We start from the raw sequence: 20,238 nt of genomic DNA on the forward strand, positions 1-20,238 counted from the left end.
GAATAGGAGGTAGGTTTGCCAGAGGGGGTGGGATTTGGTGGGGGTTTGCATTGAGGTTCCGTCTCGGGTGGGGGTTGGCATTTGGGAAATTCTACGCTACGGAACTGGGAACGAGGCGCTTCTGTTTTGCGGATTTGGGTGGCATGAGTAATGTCTGCTTTCGGGCCAAAAGCAGACGCTCGAATTTGTCTACGAGCTTCAAAATCCTTTGATGAAAAACCGGATATCGCGCTAGTTACGCGGTCAATTTGACCAAGCACCTTCCGAATTAGGCCGTCATTCGTCTTCCAGTCATGGTCCCGGCTCTTCGTCCCAATATGCGAAGAAACTGTCCCGCTACGCCCATAGTCTTGCGCCTGAAATCACTACTGTAGGACCACCCCTATCAATAACTGGTAGGGGGCAGTTACCTACACCGGATGCTCATATTGCGCACCGCCGTACAGCACGGATTGGAGACAACAATGACAACAGTCGCCGCAGCCCAAGACACTCCTTCACCCCTTACCCCCTCGGCACCTGCCACTATCCGGTCGTCAGTGCGCCAGCATTCGATCAAGGTGGAGATTTGCTCCCCCGCCATCGGTGCCGAACTCAGCAACATCAATCTGGCCGATGCTGCCCAGGACCCCGAACTGATCGCAGAAATCAGGGCTCTGTGGCTGAAGCACAAAGTACTGTTCTTTCGCGATCAGGACATCACCCCCCTGGAGCAACAGCACTTCGCCGCGCAATTCGCTGAGCTGGAAGCCCATCCCCTGGCGCCGAGCCATCCGGAGGCGGACAAGCTGCTGATGCTGTACCGCAATCTCGATCCGAGCAAGCCCAAGAGCTATGTCGAAAAGGCCAGCCGCGAAAACCTTTGGCATGCCGATGTCACCTACAAGAAGGCGCCGCCCCGCGGCGCGGTATTGCGCTGCGAACTGGGTCCGGAGGCCGGCGGCGACACGCTGTTTTCCAACATGGTGATGGCTTACGAAAACCTGCCACAGGCTATCAAGCAACGAATCGAACGCCTGTACGCAAAACACGGTGCCGAGCAGACCTTTGGCGCCCAGTTGCCACGCGAAGAACGTCATGCGATGGCTGCGAAGAACCCTGCCGCTGAACACCCGGTGGTACTTACCCATCCAGAGACTGGCGAAAAGGTCTTGTTCGTCAACTCTGCGTTCACGACCCATTTCTCGAATTTCTTCAACTTCGAGGATATCCGCTACGGCCAGGACTTCATGCCGGAAGCTCATCATCTGATGAACTACCTGATGTCTCAGGCCGCGATTCCGGAATACCAGGTACGCCTGAAGTGGCGAACCAATACGGTTGCCATGTGGGACAACCTACAGGTTCAACACTACGCGGTGGCTGACTACGGCAATGCGCCAAGAAAGATGCTCCGCGCCACCCTCGCGGGTACCCCGCTCACCTAATCCAAACGGTTCCCTCCGGGGGAATTCAGGGCACCCGACCGACCATCTGAGTCAGTCGGGCAGCCCTGGCCGCTCACAAATGCTCGACCTCAAATAAAAACAATGGAGATACCTATGCTCTACGAACATATCGACACTGCCGTCATCGATGGCGAATCGCTGCCGTGGATACCCTTTACGCCCTATGCGGAAAACGTCCTGCTGAAGTACTTCAAGCTTGACCCGATCCGCGGTGAATGGATCGTCATGATGAAGTCGCCGATCGACATGCAACTGCCCAAGCACCACCACACGGGTACGGTGATGGTCTACACGATCGAAGGTCAGTGGAAATACAAGGAGCATGACTGGATCGCCGGCCCCGGCAGCATCGTGTACGAGACTGCCGGATCGACTCACACGCCTGAAGTCGTCAGCACGGGAAGCACAGACGGATATGTGCTCACGTTGGTTCAGGTTAATGGCGATCTCGCGTTCCTGGACGGCAACGACAACATCGTCGCGCTGGAAAACTGGAAGACCGGGTTGCAACGTTATCTTGCTTACTGCGAGCAGCATGACATCGCGCCGAAAGACCTGACGGCATTCAACTGACCCGGATTTCATAGGGAAACCCGGCGCCTCTCTTCAAGGGGCGACCGGGCCAGTTGCCGGATAGCAATCATTCAGGGGAGGGAAACAGGCTGTGTCGGGGCGCGATCTTGATCGCGACATCTGACCTGGGCCTGGCCGCCTGCTCGCTCCCCGATCACAGACAAGCGAACGGAGCGATGCCATGAAAGGCCTGATGATGCAAAAGCCGCTTTTGATTTCCTCACTCATTGAACATGCCGATCGCCATCACGGCGATACGCAGATCGTATCCCGTCGGGTGGAGGGCGATATCCATCGCTACACCTTCCGTGACTGCCACCGCCGCGCGCGCCAACTGGCCAGCGCGCTGACCCGCCTGGGCGTCAAGCCTTCCGAGCGGATCGGCACACTGGCATGGAATGGCTATCGGCACCTGGAGTTGTACTACGGCGTTGCCGGCATGGGTGCCATTGTGCATACCATCAACCCTCGTCTGCATGAAGACCAGGTCGCCTACATCGCCAATCACGCCGAAGACCAGTACATCTTCTTCGACTTGACCTTCTTGCCGCTGATCAAGTCCATCGCCGGGCGCTGCAATGGGGTCAAGGCGTTCATCGCCATGACCGATCAGGCGCATATACCCAAGGATGCCGGCATCGACAATTTGCTGTGCTATGAAGACCTCCTTCAAGAGAAATCCCCTGACTACGCCTGGCCGATTTTCGACGAGGATGCCGCCAGCACGCTCTGCTACACCTCTGGCACGACGGGCAACCCGAAAGGGGTTTTGTACAGTCATCGTTCGTCGGTGCTGCACACCTATGCGGCCGCGCTCCCCGACGCCCTGAATTGTTCGGCACACGACGTGATTCTGCCCGTTGTGCCGATGTTCCATATCAACGCCTGGGGACTTCCGTACATTGCGTGCATGGTCGGTGCGAAGCTTGTCTTTCCCGGACCTGCCCTGGATGGAGTATCGCTGTTCGAACTGCTCGAAGCCGAGCAGGTGACACTGTCTGCGGGTGTCCCGACCGTGTGGCAAAGCCTTCTTGGTCATGTGGAAAAAACCGGCCGGCGATTCTCCAGCATGAAACGCAGCATCATTGGTGGCGCCACTTGTCCCCCATCCATGCTGCACAGGTTTCAGGAAACCTACGGCGTAGCGGTATTGCACGTCTGGGGGATGACGGAATTGAGCCCTATCGGAACCGTTGGCACCCTCAAGGCCAGGCATATTGAAATGTCCCCGGCAGAGCGTCATGCCGTGCAATCCAAGCAAGGCCGAGCGGTGTTTGGCGTCGACATGAAGATCGTTGACGCCGATGGCATGGAATTGCCCTGGGACGGCGCAACCTCGGGCGAGCTGTTGGTGCGCGGGCCATGGGTGGTGCGCGATTATTTCAGGAACGAAGCAAACAGTTCGCCGCTGCTCGAACACGCAGGTCAAGGGTGGTTCCCAACCGGCGATGTAGCGACCATCGATGTCGATGGCTTCATGCAGATCACCGATCGCAGCAAGGATGTGATCAAGTCGGGTGGCGAATGGATAGGCTCCATCGAACTGGAAACCATTGCGATGGCCCATCCGGCAGTCTCCCAGGCGGCCTGCATTGCCGCTAGACACGCAAAATGGGACGAACGCCCATTGTTGATCGTCGTCACGAAGGCGCAAGCAACACTGACGCGGGAAGAACTGCTCGCCTTTTATGAAGGCAAGATCGCGAAATGGTGGACGCCGGATGATGTGATCTTTGTCGACACAATTGCGTTGGGCGCTACGGGCAAGATCCAGAAGAACCGTCTGCGGGAGCAGTTCGGTGACCATCTTATGGTCAAGGCTGCCGGCTGAACGAGTGCATGCACTGTGCGTGGCCGCGAGTGATCGCGACCACGCACAGTGCGATCGCTTCTAGCGCTCCAGTTGCTCGAGAAACGTCAGGAGCAACTCATTGACTTGATCGACGCTTTCTTCCGCGGCGCTGTGGCCCACGCCGGGTAGCAAGACCTTCTTCTGCAGCCCGGGTAGATAAGTGTCGAGCTGTTCGTAGAGCGCACGGATTTCGACCGGCTCCAGCGAAGGGTCGGCGGCACCACCAATGAACAGGCTCGGCTGGCGCACCACCGCACCGTCGAGAAACGCGGTGATCTCCCAGTTCCGGTCGCGACAGCGGTAGTAGTTCAAAGCACCGGTAAACCCAGTGCGCGTGTATTCAGTGACGTAGTAGTCGAGCGCCCGCGCGCTCAGCCATGACGGGAACTCCCCCTTCGGCTCAGTGAACGCATTGAGAATGGGCTCACCAGGCTCGACGAACAGGCGCCAGCGTTCAGCCCCGACAGCGCTGCCGGAGATCGAGTAGAAGACGCTGCGCAAGGTTTTGCGCGGATCGCTGGCCAACTCGCGGTCCGGCTTGTCGAGCTGCTGGAAATACAGGTGGTGGTACACCCTGCCCTTTGCCATTGCCTGCAAACCTATTGTCGGCTTGACCTTGCCGCGCGGTGGCACCGGCGTATTGAGCATCACCAGGCCACGGAACAGATCCGGCCGCAGCATGGCCGCCGCCTGGGCCACCCAGGCGCCCAGGTCGTGCCCGATGATCACCGCGGATGTTTCGCCCAGAGTCGTCATCAACCCCACCATGTCGCCGACTGCCTGACTCATGTCATAGGCTTCAATGGCATCGGGTCGATCGGTTTGGCCAAACCCCCGTTGATCAGGGACCACGACTCGATAGCCGGCCTCGGCCAACACCGCGATCTGGTGCCGCCACATGTACCAAAGATAAGGAAAACCGTGCAGCAGGATGACGAGAGGCCCTTGCCCCTCGTCGATGTAATGCATGCGAATGCCGTTGAGTTCGGCAAAGCAGTGGTTGAATGCATCGGGGTCATCGGCGTCCACCTGCGCCCTTGCCGCGAGCGGGTGACCGATACCTGTAGCGGTGCGCGTGTCCATTATCTACCTCCATCTTTGTTGTCATTGTCGGCGTGAAGGTAGCCCTGAGCGGCTGTCCTGCACTAAGCTTCTCAGGACACAATCTGGTGAAACTGGGACACGAGGCCAAGCATGTATACCTTGACGCGAAGCGCCAGCCTTACCGACTTTGAGCAGGTTGCCCGTTCAGTGGGGCTCGATCCATTTCGCATGCTGCGCATGACCAGGCTACCGGCCAGTGTCCTCGACGATCCGAACATCATGATCAGCAGCGATTCGGTAGGTTGGCTGCTGGAGGAGTCAGCCCGCCTGTCCGGCCAGGAGGCCTTCGGACTGTTGCTCGCGGAAACCAGACACCTTTCCAACTTTGGCATGCTCGCGCTACTCATCCGCGAAGAGCCAACGCTTCGCGCAGCTTTGCAATCTTGCTTCCGCTATACGCGCCTGCATAACGCCGGTGTGCAATTGTGGCTCGAGGATGTAGGCGAACTGACCCTGCTGCATGTGGGTGTGAACATGCAGGGGCATCATGGCGTCTGGCGCCAGGCGATTGAACAGGCAACCGGCATAATGCTTCGGATGTTGAGCGTTCTGAGCGGCCATGCCTTCCGGCCGGTAAGGGTCAGTTTTACTCACGACCGACCTTCCAGCCTTGAAGTGCACCACCGCGTGTTGGGTACGACTATCGAGTTTTCCCAGGAATTCAATGCCATCGTTTGCCGCAGGCGCGATCTGGATATGCCCATTCCCACGGCCGACCCCGCATTGCATCGCGAGGTGAAGCGATCCCTGGACATGCAGTTGGCCAACCTGCGCGACGAACCGGCGCAGCGGGTACGCCAGATCGTCAAGATGCTGCTGCCAAGCGGACTGTGCTCTGTCGATGGCGTGGCCCAGCATCTCGGGATGCACCGACGCACCCTTAACCGACACCTGGCGGACGAGGGAGAGAGTGTCACGACGATCATCAATGCGGTACGCGCCGAACTCGCCGAAGAGTATCTGGCCAACAGCAAGCGCCGATTGTATGAGGTCGCCGAACTCCTCGGATTTTCCTCTGCCGGTGACTTTTCACGCTGGTTCCGCAGCCGTTTTGGCAAGACACCCTCGGCTTGGGCCGTCTCCTACCGAGAGAGCAAGGCGGCATCCGGGCCCCAATCACCTGAATAAAAAACAGGTTCATGGGCGACTCCAGCCTGCTGACCAGCCACTTGGTCTGAACCTGCCATACCCGACGTTTCTGACCCCGCCATCCCGCCGCCAGCGTCCCAATACGCGAAGATTCTGTCCCGCAACGCCCATTGCATCGCTCTCGTGCAACCTACTATGGGTCGGTGGCCCCTGTTCCGTTGATGGGGGCCACAACATCCACCGGATACACGTTTACCGCCCAGAATCCTGGATCCTTGATGGCTCCAGCGGTTTGTGAATTCGAGTCCAGCAACCAATTCGCTGGTGATGCAAAAAATACGATCCTGAATCTGATCGCGCTACTTGCAGTCCTCCACCGGGATCGCCCCGGGAGCAGCACAAACGTCATCAGAACAGCGCCTGATCGCGCAACACATCGTCAATGAAACGTCACCATCGGCCGAGGGAAGTCCTACACATGCCCACGCTTGTTCGCGCCGCCGTTTTGACCAAATACCTGGAAGTTACCCAGGACCTGGGATTCAACCCGCACGACGTCATGGCAGTCGCAGGCCTGAACAAGGCTCGGCTGCAAGCCCCCGAATCCCGCATCCCCATCGATGCCGCCGTGCGTCTGCTGGAAGATACGGCCGCCGCCAGCGGTTGCCAGACCTTCGGCCTGAGCATGGCCGAGTCGCGCCAGCTTTCGGACTTCGGCGTGGTCAGCCTGCTGCTCAGTCATCAACGCACCCTGCGCGAAGCGTTGCAGGTCATGGTGCGCTACCGTCATCTGATGAACGACTCGCTGGCCATCTTCGTTGAAGAGAGCGGCAAAATGGTGATCATTCGTGAAGAGATGGTCACCGAGTCGCCGATGCCCAGGCGCCAGGCTACGGAACTGGCCATCGGCGTGACGTTCGGTCTGTGCTCGGCCCTGCTCGGCTCACACTGGCGCCCTTACAGCGTCAACTTCATGCACCAGCCGCCAGACAACCTGTACCCGCATCGGCGCGTGTTCGGCTGCAACCTGGAGTTCGGCAGCGAGTTCAATGGCATCGTTTGCCCTGCCGCCTGCCTCGACATGATCAATCTCAATGCCGACCCGACCATGGCCCGTCATGCACAGAGCTACCTTGACTCGCTGCAAAGCCCCGAAAGCAACTCGATGCTGTTCGAAGTGCGCAAGGCCATCTACCTGCTGTTACCCATGGGCCGCGCCACCATCGAGCAGATCGCCCAATCCCAGGGGATGAACGTGCGCACCCTGCAACGTCGCCTCAAGGACCACGGCTGTGCCTTCAGCGACCTGATCAACGATGTGCGCCGTGCCTTGGTACTGCGTTATCTGGAAAACCCGAACCACTCGATGAGCCACATTGCCGACATGTTCGGCTTCTCCATGGCGAGCTCCTTTACCCGCTGGTTCATCAGCCAGTTCGGCATGCCGCCGGCGGTGTGGCGCAGCGCGCAGAAACAGTCCGCTTGCCCCTCGACGTACGCTGCCGCCCCCAAGCCTTTCTGAGCCCGCGGCCAAAAAAAACGGCGACTGCTGGTACAGTCGCCGCAGAAAAACGGTGTAGGTGACACAGGTCGGGAGCATCACTGCGACGAGGAGCCCGCCCAGTGAAGCCCGGCTATAAACCTCTGGAACGCCTCTATTCAGAGGCCCCAATGAAAATGAAATCAAAACACACATCGAGACATAAACGACGTCTCACAATTTCACCTCTACCCCGACTTCACTGACAGGGTCAGGCACGCTCTGACCCTGAAGGCGGGCAATATCTTTGTGGTAATGACACTTGGCATAAAAGAACACCGCGGCCGCCGCGAGGCTGACCAGTGGCACCAGTTGAAACGCAGCATGCAGACCGATGAGGTCCGACACCCGACCGGTGATGAACGGCCCCGGCGCCAGCCCCAGCAGGTTATTGGCCAAGGTCAGCGTGGCGAAGGCCGTGCCGTGCACCGAGTAATGGGTCAGGTTGGCAACCATCGCGCCGCTGGGGCCTGTAGTGCCGGTGGCAATCAACATGCCCAGGCAGATCAGCAGCAGTTGCACCGGCCCCGCCTGCAAGGCAAAGGCAGCCGACAGCAACAGGCAGCTGCCCAGGCAGAAGCCGATGGCCAGGCTAACCTTGCGCTCCGGCGAGTGGCGACATAGGCGATCACTGAGCATGCCGCACAGGATCATCCCCACACCGCTGCACAGCACGATGCTCGCCGCCATGCCACCGGCCTTGTCGGTGGGCATGTCGTAGTAGCGGTTGAGGTAACTGGGAATCCACACCATCACCGTGCCGCCGACGAACAACTGCAAGCCACTGGCGACATAGGTCGCCACCACCGAACGGCTGGACCAGAGCGTGCGTAGCGGACGCTTGATCGCAGCTGTTGCCTTGTTCGCCACTGGCGCGGCACGTGGCGGCGCAATACGTGCTTCCTTGACAATGAGCGGATACAGCATCGCCAGCACCAGGCCAAACAACGACATGCCGGCGAACGACCAGCGCCAGCCCAGCTTGGCCGCGATGGCGCCGCCCAGGGCCATCCCTAAAACAGCGCCGAACAAACCTCCGGCCATGAAGGCACTGGCCAGGGTGGCGCGCATATGTTTGGGGAACACCGAAATCACCACGGCAATGCCGACGCTGCCGTAGGCGGCTTCGCCGACGCCGACCATGAACCGCGCGATGAACATCTGCTGGTAATCCTGCGCCAACGCGCAACCCAGGGTGGCCACGCTCCACAGCAACGCCATCAGCGCCAGGCTCTTGACCCGGCCGAAACGATCGGCCAGCAACGACAGCGGAAACGTCAGCAGGCCAACCATCAGGGCAACGATGCCACTGAGCAAACCGAGCTGTCCGTCGCTCAACGACCACTCACTCTTGAGCAGCGGGAACACCGCGTTCAGTACCTGACGCGACATGTAATCGGAAATCAACAGGCCGAATGTCAGTGCAAAAACGATCCAGGCATATTGGCGCGCCACGCCGACGCAGCCTGCGTCGTCATCGTCGCCGGCGATTGGGTGAAAGGCCATGCAGCCTCCTCGAAGTCTTTATTTTATTGTTGTTATCAAGCGTGTAGCCGGACGGCGAGCGATAGTGTCTTCAAAGCCCGCACGCGAGTACATCTACATGGCCAGGGCCATGCCGTTGCCCGGCAGAACGTTCTTGAGCAGGGATCGGCGGTCAGGGTGCAACCGTCCCGCACCCGAATGATGTTGAACGGATCCGGGCCATCAAAACCGCCACCGATGCCGATCCAGGTATGGCGTTGAATGCATCGGGGTTGTCAACATCTTGTCGCGTTGCGGCGAGCGGTTGACCAATGCGCATTGCAGTGCGTGCATCCACTTTTTACCTCCATCTATTTTCAGTAGTCGGCTTGAAGGTAGTCCTCAGAGGGCGTCTTGCACTCAGCTTTTCAGGACACAATATTGTGATGCTGGGACAGGAGAATATCGGGACACCCGGCGCTGCTCATCCGCGGCTGCCCACTTCGGTCCGCACATGGCGACGTCGGGGCCGAAGATGCTCATGATGGCGTTGCGTCCGCCGAAGATCAGGTGCGCGCGGTCCGGGTACCTTGGCGCTGAGCACGTCGCCAAACACGATGATGTACACCGCCAGCACCGTTGGAATTGCCGAGATGAACATCGACAAAGGCGGCATGCCGAGACCGAACACCGTGTAGTGGGTCCACAAACCAATGAAGTCCGGCTGGCTGATGCCCCATTGAATGGTCGGCCACGGCGCCTCGTTGAACAGCGGGGCGATGACCACCGCCAGCAGGACAATCGGCAGGATGCCGAGCCTGGCGTGGTGATCATCGAACGTTTCAAGGGTGGGCCGAAGGCAATGGGTTCGATCATTGCCGGTGTCGGCTCATTCCGCTGGGGGACCAATACCGGGCTGCTGCTATTGCCAGTGGTAACCCTGGTGCAACCGATTCTGGGCGTCGCGCTGTCCCTGACCCTGCTGATCCAAGGTTATGTCAGCGTGCGTCTGGGCATCCTGGAAGCGCGAAGCCAGCGTGACCTGGGTATCGTCGGGGTGATCGGCGCGGTGCTGGCAATCAAGGGCGCGAGCTGGGCGTTCGCCATCGGCGTGGTGTTGTGCTTGCTGATCTACGGCAAGAATTTTTTCCGTGGCGAAAACGACAGGACCTTTGCCCGTGACCTGAACACGCCCGAGACGTCGCCCGAGACGCCGTTGAAACCGGTTGAGGTTCAACGTGTGGCCGAGACGGCGGCAGTCGAATAAGGCTTCGATCTTCGTTCATGGCGCGCGGCGTAGTGCCGGCCAGCACATCCAAACATTGATGTTGGCTGACACTACGCCATCGCGAGCAAGCTCGCTCCTACAGGGTATCGGGGGTTTGGAGGATTGCACTCGGTCAGGCGTTTGCCCCGGCGTAGACGCGACGTTCACCCGCTCGTTGCATCCATCGCTCGCATCGATAGTCACCATCAGCGCAATGAAGTTCTCATAAAAAATCCTCGGCGTAACATCCGCTCCATACCCAACCAATAACACCCCGGAGCACACCATCATGAAACGCCAAATCATCCTCAGCATCGCTTTCTCGGTTTTTGCAGTTAACGCTTTCGCCGCTTTCTCTGCTCACCCGGTCGTCGCAGAAGGCGGCTCGGATCGTCTGATCGAGAACCGCGTTGCCGAAGGTGGTTCCGATCGTCTGATCGAAAACCGCATCGCTGAAGGTGGTTCCGATCGCCTGATCGAAAACCGCGTCGCTGAAGGCGGTTCGGATCGTCTGATCGAGAACCGCGTCGCTGAAGGTGGTTCGGATCGTCTGATCGAAAATCGCGTCGCTGAAGGCGGTTCAGATCGTCTGATCGAAAATCGCGTCGCAGAAGGCGGCTCGGATCGTCTGATCGAAAACCGCGTCGCTGAAGGTGGCTCGGATCGTCTGATTGAAAACCGCGTCGCTGAAGGTGGCTCGGATCGTCTGATCGAAAACCGCGTCGCTGAAGGCGGCTCGGATCGTCTGATCGAAAACCGCGTCGCTGAAGGCGGTTCCGATCGTCTGATCGAAAACCGCGTCGCTGAAGGTGGTTCCGACCGTCTGATCGAAAACCGCGTTGCTGAAGGTGGTTCCGATCGTCTGATTCAAAATCGTACTGCATGAATGAGTGGCTTTACCGCGACACCCGAAAAAGAACCGGCCTTATCAGCCGGTTTTTTTTTGCGTTTTTTTTGCCCAGTTGCATCGTCAAATGAATTATTGTCGATGCTCGCCCAAGGTAGCCGAAGGTGGGGTTTCGGCGTGTTGGCGTCTCATCAACTGCAGCAAACGGAGTCACTTACATGGAAGTCATCAATCAGTTGCAACCCGCAGAGTGCGCAGGCATGGAGGACATCCGATGCGAAATCGATGCCCTTGATCAGGGCGTTATCAAGCTGTTGGGCAAGCGTTTTCGCTACGTGCTGGCGGCCTCGAAGTTCAAGACCTCGGCGACTTCGGTGCGTGCTCCGGAGCGTTTCAAGGCGATGCTGGCGACACGTCGCGAGTGGGCCGAGGCCGAGGGCTTGAGCGCGGATGCCATCGAGAAGATGTACAGCGATCTGGTGAACCACTTCATTGCCGAAGAGATGAAACACTGGGCGGCCCATCAAGCCGAAACCTGATTCTGGTGTCCGGGCTGCCTGTCAGGCAGCCTCGCGACCCTTCAGTAAGTCCCTTCCCGCATCCATCGTCTGACCTCAGCCTGTATGGCATAAGCCGGCGCTTCCACAGCATTGAAATCTTGGGTATAGCGCTGGGCAAATTCCTCTACCCCCCATTCCTGAAACTGCTGCACATGTTTTAGCTCATGAGCCCAGAGCGCGATGTTCTGTTCTACGGCTTGAGCGTCACGGAAGAGGATGATGTCGATCAGCGTCACGGCACCGACATCGGGGTTTTGCAGCATGGCAGTGGCGGCGCTGAATTCGCCGTTGTCGCTAATTTTGTAGCGCGCGGTATCGAGGACTCTGGGGTCGTACCAGCGCAGCAGTTGCTCCCGGATGTGCGGTGGAATGGGTTGGAGGCCGGCGCTGGCTGCTTCAGCGCGAGCTTGGGTCAGCCACAGCGCCAGGGCGGGTGCTGCGATCTGGTAGATGCCATCTGGCAAGGGGCCAAGCACCTGTCCCGGATCTGGCAGGCAGATGCAGCCGTCCAGGCACACTTGTTTCTCGCCAGCTGGGCAGGCGTTGGTCTGGGCTGGCGCTTCAAGCGTCAGGCAAAGAGCAAACAGCGCCATCAGGCGCGGGGTGATGGGCGGCATTGGGCGCTCCAGGGGCGGACGCAGCGCGAACAGTGGATCACCATTGATCGACGACTCGCATAGCTTTAGCGTAGTCCCGAACACACGTTGGCGATCCACGTTACTCAAGCTCCTCTACTCTGCGCGCGCATGCTCCAACACCACTTCCAATGGGTGGCGCAGTTGCCTGTTGGCCTGGCGCTTTACCTGACTGCGGCAGGAGTAACCCGTCGCCAGTGCTTCACCCGACTTGTCGAGCTTGCCGGCCCAGGACTGCTCGAAAATGGTCCGCGAGGTGTCCTGGTTTCGCGCTTCATGGCCGTAGGTACCGGACATGCCGCAACAGCCGGTCGCTTCAGTCACCAGCTTGAGCCCAAGCCTTGCAAACACTGTTTCCCATTGCGAAGTGCTGGCCGGCACATTGGTCTTCTCGGTGCAGTGCGCCAACAAACGGAATGTCTGGGTAACGGGATGCGGGTTTTCGGGCAACACATCGAAGAGCCACTCCTGAGGGAGCAAGACTTTCGGGCAATCATTGAGCCCTGGTACTTTCTGATATTCCTGGCGGTAGACCAGCGTCATCGCCGGATCCAGGCCCACCAGCGGTACTTCGCAGTCAGCCAGCGCCTTGAGCTGATGGGCGTTGCGGATCGCCGCTTTGGCGAATGCGCCGAGGAAGCCCTGTACATGCAAAGGCTTGCCGTTGGCACTATAGGGCGCCAGAAACACCCGATAGCCCAACTGATGCGCCAACTGGATAAAGCTCGCCAGCAACGGGGTTTCGAAGTAACGGGTGAAGGCGTCCTGCACCAGCACCACGCTACGCTCACGTTGAGCAGGCGTCAGTTCTCGCAAGGCCGGCACGGTGGCGACAACGACCTTGCAGCGGGTCAACGTGGCCTGCAAGTCGTAGCGGTTGATCAGCGGACTGTCGAGCATGCCGACGTGTTGCTCAAGCAAGCGGCTCATCCATTTCGAGCCCATTACCGCGTTGTACAGGCCCGGCGCGTAGGCCATGTAAGGGATGGTGAACTCCAGCGAGCCGATCAGGTAATCGCGAATCGGGCGTTGATAGCGACCGTGGTACAGCTCCAGAAAACGCGAGCGGAATTCCGGGACGTTGACCTTGATCGGGCATTGACCCGCACAGGATTTACAGGCCAGACAGCCCGCCATCGCGTCATAGACTTCGTGGGAGAAATCCGCCTCGCCGCGCGAGCGCGCCAGGTTATTGCGCAACCGCGTCGGCAACCCGCTCAACCACGACAATTTGCCCCGCGCCGCTTTCAGAACATCGATATTGGCCGCGCCTTGCAGACGCAACCACTCGCGAATCAATGACGCCCTGCCCTTCGGCGAATGCTGGCGTTCACGGGTGGCTTTCCACGACGGGCACATCGCATCGTTGGGGTCGTAGTTGTAACAAGCGCCGTTACCGTTGCAGTGCACGGCGGTGCCGAAACTTTGCCAGACGCGCTCGTCGATTTGCCGATCCAGATCACCGCGCAGCGTCACTTCGTTGACCTTGAGCAAGCCTTGGGCGGCATCCGGCGGCGTGCAGATCTTGCCGGGATTGAGCTGATTGTGCGGGTCGAATGCACCCTTGAGCGATTGCAGCGCCGGGTACAGTTCGCCAAAAAACTCAGGAACATATTCCGAGCGTAAACCCTTGCCGTGCTCGCCCCACAGCAGACCACCATAACGCCGGGTCAGCTCGGCCACGGCATCGGAAATCGGCTTGATCAGAGCGGCCTGGGCCGGGTCTTTCATGTCCAGCGCCGGGCGCACATGCAACACACCGGCATCGACGTGACCGAACATGCCGTAGACCAGACCATGGCTGTCGAGCAACGCGCGGAACTCGGCGATGTAGTCGGCCAATTTCTCCGGCGGCACGGCGGTGTCTTCAACGAAAGGCTGCGGGCGAATCTCGCCTTCGACGTTGCCCAACAGTCCGACCGAGCGTTTGCGCATGGCGTATACGCGAGTCACTGCTTCGGCACCTTCGGCCAGCGTGTGGCCCAGCCGCTCGATCGTTGTGTCGGCCTGCAGATGCTCCACGAATGACGCCACGCGAGCGTTCACTTGCGTCAGGTCTTCCCCGCTGAACTCCACCAGATTGATGCCCAGCGTCGCGCGCTCGGCGTCGCTCGGAAAATACTCGGCGACGCTGTGCCAGACGATGTCTTTCATCGCCAGCAGCAACACCTTGGAGTCCACGGTTTCGATGGACAGCGGCTTGTGCGCCAATAACGCGTTGGCGTCGCGCAGCGCATCCATGAAGCTGGCATAGCGTACGTTCACCAACACCGAATATTTGGGAATCGGCAGCACGTTGAGCTTGGCTTCGACGATGTAGCCCAGCGATCCTTCCGCACCGCAGAGCACGCTATTGAGGTTGAAACGTCCGTGCTCGTCACGCAGGTGCGCCAAGTCGTAACCCGTCAGACAGCGGTTGAGTTTGGGGAACACCGACTCGATCAAGTCGGCCTGGGTTTCCTGAATCTGCCGCGCTGTACGGTACACCTCGCCGATGCGGCCGGACTGCGCGCACGCCACGTCCAGCTCCGCGTCGGACAGAGGCTGGCTATGCAGACGCTCACCGCCGAGCAGCACGCTATGCAGCTCCAAAACATGATCGCGAGTCTTGCCATAAGTGCAGCTGCCCTGGCCGCTGGCGTCCGTGTTGATCATGCCGCCCACGGTGGCGCGATTGGAAGTCGACAACTCCGGGGCGAAGAACAGCCCATGAGGCTTGAGCGCGGCATTCAGCTGGTCTTTGACCACGCCCGCCTGCACCCGCACCCAACGCTCGGCGACGTTGATTTCCAGAACCGTGTTCATGTGCCGCGACAGGTCGACCACGATGCCATCGGTCAATGACTGGCCGTTGGTCCCGGTGCCACCGCCCCGCGGGGTCAGCTTGATTTGGCGAAAGCGTGGTTCGGCCATCAAGGTAGCGATGCGCACGATGTCGTCCGCGTCCAGGGGGAACACCGCCGCTTGCGGCAAACGCTGGTAAATCGAGTTGTCGGTCGCCAGCACGGTCCGAGTGGCATAGTCGGCACTGAGCTGACCGCGGAAGCCGCTGGCGCGCAGGGCTTGCAGAAATTCCGGGTACTGGGCCGCGGGTTCAACGGTCGTCAACTGGGCGATCATCGCAGGCTGGTCTCTTGTCTAATCACGGAAAAATCAAAACACTTGTCGCCTGAGCATTAATAGGTCAGCCTCAGGTCGTCGGCTTCACCCATGATCCTGCAGGTTTCAGCCTTGGACAAACGGATAATCCTGCCGCTATCGATGACTTTTACGAATGAATTACCGCCACCTCACCCCCTCGATGTCATTGCTGCTGGCCTTTGAAGCCGCCGCCCGACATGAAAGTTATACCCGTGCAGCGATGGAACTCTCACTGACCCAAAGCGCAGTCAGCCGGCAAGTCCAGGCGCTGGAGCAGCAACTGGGCCTGACGCTGTTTCGCCGTGAAGGCCGGCAGGTGCAGTTGACCGATGTCGGTCGTCTTTATCAGCGGGAAATGAGCGAGGCGCTCGGACGCATCCGCAGCGCCACGTTGCAGGCCATGGCTTATCAATCAGGCAGCGGCACATTGCGCCTGGCCACATTGCCGACCTTCGGCTCGAAGTGGTTATTGCCGCGCCTGCATGACTTCTACAAAACCCATCCCGGCATGCTGGTGCACATCAACTCCCGGATCGACGCCATCGACTTTGAAACCAGCGGCATCGATGCCGCGATCATCGTCGGCAATGCCGATTTACCGGGCCTGATCAGCCATCGCCTGCACGCAGAAGAAATGATGGTGATCATTTCGCCGCAAGCGGCCCAGGCCCATGACGACTGGACACCAGAGCGCATTGGTGGACAGATACTGCTCAATGTCACGAACAATCCCAACGTTTGGGGCGAGTGGTTCAGCCACCACGGCTTGCCCCATCGAATGATGCGTCTGGGGCCGAGTTTCGAACTCACCTCGCACTTGATCCAGGCCGTCAGAGCCGGCATCGGAATCGGTCTGGTGCCGCGTATTCTAGTGGCCGACGAGTTAGCCAACTCAGAGCTGATCAGCCTGGACCTGCCTTTCGCCAGCCAGCGCAGTTACTACCTGACCTATCCGCCGCGCAATGAAATGCTGCCGTCACTCATGGCGTTCCGTACCTGGTTGCTGGAACAGATATGAATGCAGTTTTCAACCGGTGCCGACATCTACGCAAAGGGCTTCAAGCAGCACCTGCTCCAGGATGACAAAAAAACATTTGATGTGAGCCTGTTTCAATGCCTGTGGCCGGGTCACCAGATAGACCTCCATATCTGGAAGCTGGAGATCCGGGAACAACCCGATCAGGTCCTTCGCCAGAATACGGGGCAGCACTGCCACGCCCATACCTCGCTTTACCGATTCGAGCTGAACCGCGAACGAGTTCACGCTGATCTGCGTGCGATCCAGACCCGCAGCCTTTGCGGCACACATTTGCGGCAACCTATCCAGCGGAGGAAGCAAGGCAATATTGACCGCAGTGGCCGGCGTCACCCCTGGAAACCGCTTCAGATAACTTGCATCGGCGAAGACACCGTAAGCGAGCCTGCCTATGGGGCGATAAATCAGCGATGGCTCGCCCAGATGAACTGTGCGTACTGCAATGTCTGCGGCGCCGCGGACAATCTTGTGAAAGTCGACTGTTATCAGCAATTCCACCGAGCATCGTGGGTGCGCAGAGGTGAAGCGACTCGCGGCCTCCAGCACGCAGGACGAGAATCCCTCTCCCGCACTGACCACGACACTGCCAGATAGCTCTGTGTGCAACTCGGACATGCCCGTAACGGTTTGACGCCTCAAACCCGCTTCAGCAGCCAGGGCAACGTCCACGAGGGATTGGCCGCGCGGGGTCAACCAGCATCCTTCAACGCCCCGCTCGACGAGTGGCTCGCCCAAGGCGCCCTCAAGTTGGGTCAATCGGCGGGAAACGGTAGACGCCGCGACCCCCAGCAATTGGCCGGCCTGAAGAAAGCTGCCGCGCCGCGAGACGGCCAACAACAGACGAAGATCATCCCAATTTGCTTGCAACGCCATGCTCCATAGCCTCCCTGGTCTGCATATATGCAAAGCCATTATGCAGTAGTCGCTGTTTTTCGGCAGGGGCCTCAAAGGTATATCTACAGCCCCTCGAAACGAATGGAATGGAACGGACTGTATGACTACTGGCCCCAACGACTTTGCGGAACGCGCCGCCAGCGCCTTCAATCGCCGTGATGTGGAGGCGATGCTTGCGCTGGTTTGCGAAGACTTCATCTATTTCGATGGGATGGGGATGCAAACCGGTCGCGAATCCATGCGCCAGCGAGAACTCGCATTACTCGAAGCGTTCCCCGATGCCCAGCTGACCTTCAGCCCATTTGCCGTCGATAACGATCGTTTAGCACTGACCGCCTTCCTGACCGGCACCTTCACCGCACCCTTAGTGCTGCCGGACCGAGTGATTCCACCCCATGGCCGCCACATTGCCGTGTACTACGCCGCACACTTCACCTTCAAAGACGGCCTGGCCATCCGTGAAGAGGCCTTCTTCGACAGTGCGGTGTTGATGTCATTTTTTAGCCGATCAAACTGAGGATTGAGCGATGCAAAGCGTATTCGTTACTGGCGCAACAGGCTTGCTGGGCAATAACCTGGTGCGTGAATTGGTCGCTCATGGCTGTACGGTCAAAGCGCTGGTCCGATCAAGGGCCAAAGGTGAACAGCAGTTCAACAATTTGCCGGGAGTTGAGCTGGTCGTTGGGGACATGGCCGATGTCGACGCATTCGCAGCGTCGCTGCAAGGCTGCGATACGGTGTTTCACACCGCGGCGTTCTTCCGCGATAACTACAAGGGCGGCAGTCACTGGAAGGAACTCGAAAAGATTAATGTGTCTGGTACGCGATGCCTGCTTAACCAGGCCTACCGGGCCGGTATACGACGGTTCATCCATACGTCTTCCATTGCGGTGCTCGACGGCGCACCTGGCACGTCTATCGATGAGACATGTCTGCGGGCCGACGCCGATGCGGATGACTACTACCGTAGCAAGATCCTCGCCGACCGTGTCGTCTTGTCGTTCCTGGAGGTCCATCCCGAGATGCATGCCTGCATGGTCCTGCCTGGCTGGATGTGGGGCCCTGCCGACATTGGCCCGACCTCCTCGGGACAGTTGGTCAACGATGTCGTGCGCGGCAAATTGCCCGGACTGATCCCCGGTAGTTTCTCCGTTGTCGATGCCCGCGATGTGGCATTGGCGCAGATTGCCGCCGCCAGGCATGGACGGCGCGGTGAGCGCTATCTCGCGGCGGGCCGGCATATGACAATGCGTGAACTGGTGCCTGTTCTGGGACGTATAGCGGGCGTCAAGACACCCGTTCGACAATTGCCGCTGGCCTTTCTATACACTTTGGCGGCTGTGCAGGAGATCTATGCGCGTATTACCGGCAAGCCCATTCTGCTGAGCATGGCCACGTTGCGCCTGTTGGTACGAGAGAAGGACCGCTCGTATTTCAACCACAGTAAAAGTGAACAAGAGCTTGGCCTGAGTTTCCGCGCGCTAGAGCTGACAATCACCGACACCGTGGCGTGGTACCGTGATCACGATTGGTTTGAAACACCCCAGGACAAGGACGTAAACATACTGTGAGCAGGAAAATAATCCTGATGCGCCACGGCCAGCCAAAGTTGGTCGCAACCGAAAAAATGTCAGCGCACGATATGAAAGACTGGATCGAACACTACAACCAGTCCGAAATCACCCACCAACCCGTCCCGGATGCCAGCCTGCAGCTCGCAGCAACCGCCACGGTGGTTGTCTCAAGCGACGCGCCTCGCGCACTGACTTCCGTCCAGGCGCTTGGCCTGAAGCCCACCCTCGTCGACGCGCTTTTCCGTGAAGCGCAACTGCCTTATGGTCACTGGAAACTGCCACGGCTATCGCCGTTTACCTGGGCATTTATCTTTCGAGTCCTATGGTTGTGCGGTTACTCCCGCAGCGTCGAATCCGTCGGCACGGCGAGGATACGCGCCAGCACGGCAGCTCAACGACTTCAGTCCCTTGCCAGCGAAGGACCGGTTCTGCTGCTCGGTCATGGCATCATGAATCGAATGATCGCCAAACAACTGGTGGCAGATGGATGGACTCGCCAAAAACGTAATGGCAGCCAGTATTGGAGTGCGACGGTGTATCAATACGGCGGTGTTTAAGAGGGGCCTGTTGAACGACGTTGGGCCGGACCTGCACCAGCATGGTCAACCGGGCCGACGCCAAGGCTCCATAGGTAATGGTTTAGCGTTGATTTGTATGGGCGACTAAATTACAGCGGAGCAAACAGCTTTCGACCCTGAGTTGACGTTGACGAGTGTCCGCTCAGGGTCGGATAGCTGCCCTTTGTGACCGGAAGAAATCGGCCAGAAGCGGACACTATTGGCTCTGTTAAAGTACCTCTCTGAACACAACTAACGGACGGCTTCATGGAACGATTCCATCCTAGTGGCATTGATGCAGACGGTTATATCCTCACCGTGCCCAATGTCGAGGTGCAGTCACAGTTTCAGGATTTGCTGGCGGATGTTTGCATGACGCTCACTGGGTCGGAACCTCTGCTGGACGGGATTTATCTTTATGGCAGCGTCGCTAGAGGCAACGCCGTGCCGGGGGTTTCCGACCTGGACTTGACCCTTGTCCTTCACAGCCCTCCTACGTCGCAGGATCTGGAAATGCTGCAAACTCATCCGGTCAACTCAAGTACTTCGCTCTGAACAGGACCTGTGGCCGCAAACACTGGAAGAGCATGTCGAGCTGTTTGTTCAGCATTACCCGTGTATGAGAATGCAGATCTCTTTTTTCTTGTCCCGCCCCAT

15 protein-coding genes and 5 pseudogenes are annotated in these 20,238 nt (G+C 58.9%); 13 read left to right on the plus strand and 7 right to left on the minus strand.

The window, feature by feature from the left end; genetic code table 11:
- Positions 1 to 554: 554 nt before the first annotated feature.
- The 3 genes from MEB48_RS24600 (at position 555) to MEB48_RS24610 (ending at position 3,852) form a co-directional block, all read left to right on the plus strand.
- Positions 555 to 1,427, plus strand: coding sequence for a TauD/TfdA dioxygenase family protein (locus MEB48_RS24600; protein ID WP_218228002.1), 873 nt, complete (start codon positions 555 to 557; stop codon positions 1,425 to 1,427).
- 114 nt (positions 1,428 to 1,541) lie between these two features.
- The gene (locus MEB48_RS24605) at positions 1,542 to 2,021 is read left to right on the plus strand and encodes a 2,4'-dihydroxyacetophenone dioxygenase family protein (RefSeq protein WP_237886423.1); all 480 of its coding nucleotides are present in this window, start codon (positions 1,542 to 1,544) and stop codon (positions 2,019 to 2,021) included.
- Positions 2,022 to 2,202: 181 nt separating this feature from the next.
- Entirely contained in the window at positions 2,203 to 3,852 is a 1,650-nt protein-coding gene (locus MEB48_RS24610) for a 3-(methylthio)propionyl-CoA ligase (RefSeq protein WP_237886424.1), read from the plus strand.
- Positions 3,853 to 3,912: 60 nt separating this feature from the next.
- On the opposite strand, the gene MEB48_RS24615 is transcribed toward MEB48_RS24610, so the two are convergent.
- On the minus strand, positions 3,913 to 4,956 hold the full coding sequence (locus MEB48_RS24615) for an alpha/beta fold hydrolase (protein WP_237886425.1): 1,044 nt from the start codon (positions 4,954 to 4,956) through the stop codon (positions 3,913 to 3,915).
- 111 nt (positions 4,957 to 5,067) lie between these two features.
- Here MEB48_RS24615 and MEB48_RS24620 point away from each other — a divergent pair, with 111 nt between their 5' ends.
- Together MEB48_RS24620 and MEB48_RS24625 are read left to right on the plus strand one after the other, a co-directional pair.
- Positions 5,068 to 6,105 carry an AraC family transcriptional regulator gene (locus MEB48_RS24620; protein WP_237886426.1) on the plus strand — a complete coding sequence of 346 codons (1,038 nt, stop codon included), beginning with the start codon at positions 5,068 to 5,070 and terminating at the stop codon, positions 6,103 to 6,105.
- Positions 6,106 to 6,544: 439 nt separating this feature from the next.
- A complete protein-coding gene (locus MEB48_RS24625) occupies positions 6,545 to 7,588 on the plus strand; it encodes an AraC family transcriptional regulator (RefSeq protein WP_237886427.1) in 1,044 nt (347 codons plus the stop codon).
- 192 nt (positions 7,589 to 7,780) lie between these two features.
- Here MEB48_RS24625 and MEB48_RS24630 read toward each other — a convergent pair whose 3' ends face one another.
- The 3 genes and pseudogenes from MEB48_RS24630 to MEB48_RS24640 all read right to left on the minus strand — a co-directional run.
- The gene (locus tag MEB48_RS24630; RefSeq protein WP_237886428.1) at positions 7,781 to 9,112 is read right to left on the minus strand and encodes an MFS transporter; all 1,332 of its coding nucleotides are present in this window, start codon (positions 9,110 to 9,112) and stop codon (positions 7,781 to 7,783) included.
- 96 nt (positions 9,113 to 9,208) lie between these two features.
- A pseudogene (locus MEB48_RS24635) lies at positions 9,209 to 9,342 on the minus strand (3-keto-5-aminohexanoate cleavage protein); the annotation flags it as partial.
- Positions 9,343 to 9,562: 220 nt separating this feature from the next.
- Positions 9,563 to 9,893, minus strand: a pseudogene (locus tag MEB48_RS24640) (hypothetical protein); the annotation flags it as partial.
- On the opposite strand from MEB48_RS24640, the pseudogene MEB48_RS24645 reads away from it, so the two are divergent.
- The 3 genes and pseudogenes from MEB48_RS24645 to MEB48_RS24655 all read left to right on the plus strand — a co-directional run.
- Positions 9,894 to 10,337 (plus strand): annotated as a pseudogene (locus MEB48_RS24645) (hypothetical protein); the annotation flags it as partial.
- 289 nt (positions 10,338 to 10,626) lie between these two features.
- Positions 10,627 to 11,103: pseudogene (locus tag MEB48_RS24650) on the plus strand (phage infection protein); the annotation flags it as partial.
- 299 nt (positions 11,104 to 11,402) lie between these two features.
- Positions 11,403 to 11,723: an isochorismate lyase gene (locus MEB48_RS24655; protein ID WP_237886430.1), complete on the plus strand. Its 321-nt coding sequence runs from the start codon at positions 11,403 to 11,405 to the stop codon at positions 11,721 to 11,723.
- 41 nt (positions 11,724 to 11,764) lie between these two features.
- Here the strand turns inward: MEB48_RS24655 and MEB48_RS24660 are convergent, their stop codons facing one another.
- Positions 11,765 to 12,361, minus strand: coding sequence for an eCIS core domain-containing protein (locus tag MEB48_RS24660; RefSeq protein WP_237886431.1), 597 nt, complete (start codon positions 12,359 to 12,361; stop codon positions 11,765 to 11,767).
- 114 nt (positions 12,362 to 12,475) lie between these two features.
- Positions 12,476 to 15,499, minus strand: a complete 3,024-nt coding sequence (gene ydiJ / locus MEB48_RS24665) for a D-2-hydroxyglutarate dehydrogenase YdiJ (protein ID WP_237886432.1) — start codon at positions 15,497 to 15,499, stop codon at positions 12,476 to 12,478.
- A 154-nt stretch (positions 15,500 to 15,653) separates the two neighbouring features.
- Between ydiJ and MEB48_RS24670 the strand changes: the two genes are divergently transcribed.
- Positions 15,654 to 16,538, plus strand: a complete 885-nt coding sequence (locus MEB48_RS24670) for a LysR substrate-binding domain-containing protein (protein ID WP_030131025.1) — start codon at positions 15,654 to 15,656, stop codon at positions 16,536 to 16,538.
- A 9-nt stretch (positions 16,539 to 16,547) separates the two neighbouring features.
- Here MEB48_RS24670 and MEB48_RS24675 read toward each other — a convergent pair whose 3' ends face one another.
- Positions 16,548 to 17,429, minus strand: a complete 882-nt coding sequence (locus MEB48_RS24675; RefSeq protein WP_237886433.1) for a LysR family transcriptional regulator — start codon at positions 17,427 to 17,429, stop codon at positions 16,548 to 16,550.
- 121 nt (positions 17,430 to 17,550) lie between these two features.
- On the opposite strand from MEB48_RS24675, the gene MEB48_RS24680 reads away from it, so the two are divergent.
- The 4 genes and pseudogenes from MEB48_RS24680 to MEB48_RS24695 all read left to right on the plus strand — a co-directional run.
- Entirely contained in the window at positions 17,551 to 17,967 is a 417-nt protein-coding gene (locus MEB48_RS24680) for an ester cyclase (protein WP_237886434.1), read from the plus strand.
- A 10-nt stretch (positions 17,968 to 17,977) separates the two neighbouring features.
- Positions 17,978 to 19,021 carry an SDR family oxidoreductase gene (locus MEB48_RS24685; RefSeq protein WP_237886435.1) on the plus strand — a complete coding sequence of 348 codons (1,044 nt, stop codon included), beginning with the start codon at positions 17,978 to 17,980 and terminating at the stop codon, positions 19,019 to 19,021.
- Between the two features lie 17 nt (positions 19,022 to 19,038).
- Complete coding sequence (locus tag MEB48_RS24690; protein ID WP_237886436.1) at positions 19,039 to 19,581, plus strand: histidine phosphatase family protein; 543 nt, start codon at positions 19,039 to 19,041, stop codon at positions 19,579 to 19,581.
- A 267-nt stretch (positions 19,582 to 19,848) separates the two neighbouring features.
- A pseudogene (locus MEB48_RS24695) lies at positions 19,849 to 20,233 on the plus strand (nucleotidyltransferase domain-containing protein); the annotation flags it as partial.
- Positions 20,234 to 20,238 lie beyond the last annotated feature (5 nt).

Origin of the sequence: Pseudomonas sp. PGPR40, from assembly GCF_022014505.1 — a bacterium.
Taxonomy (GTDB): Bacteria; Pseudomonadota; Gammaproteobacteria; order Pseudomonadales; family Pseudomonadaceae; genus Aquipseudomonas.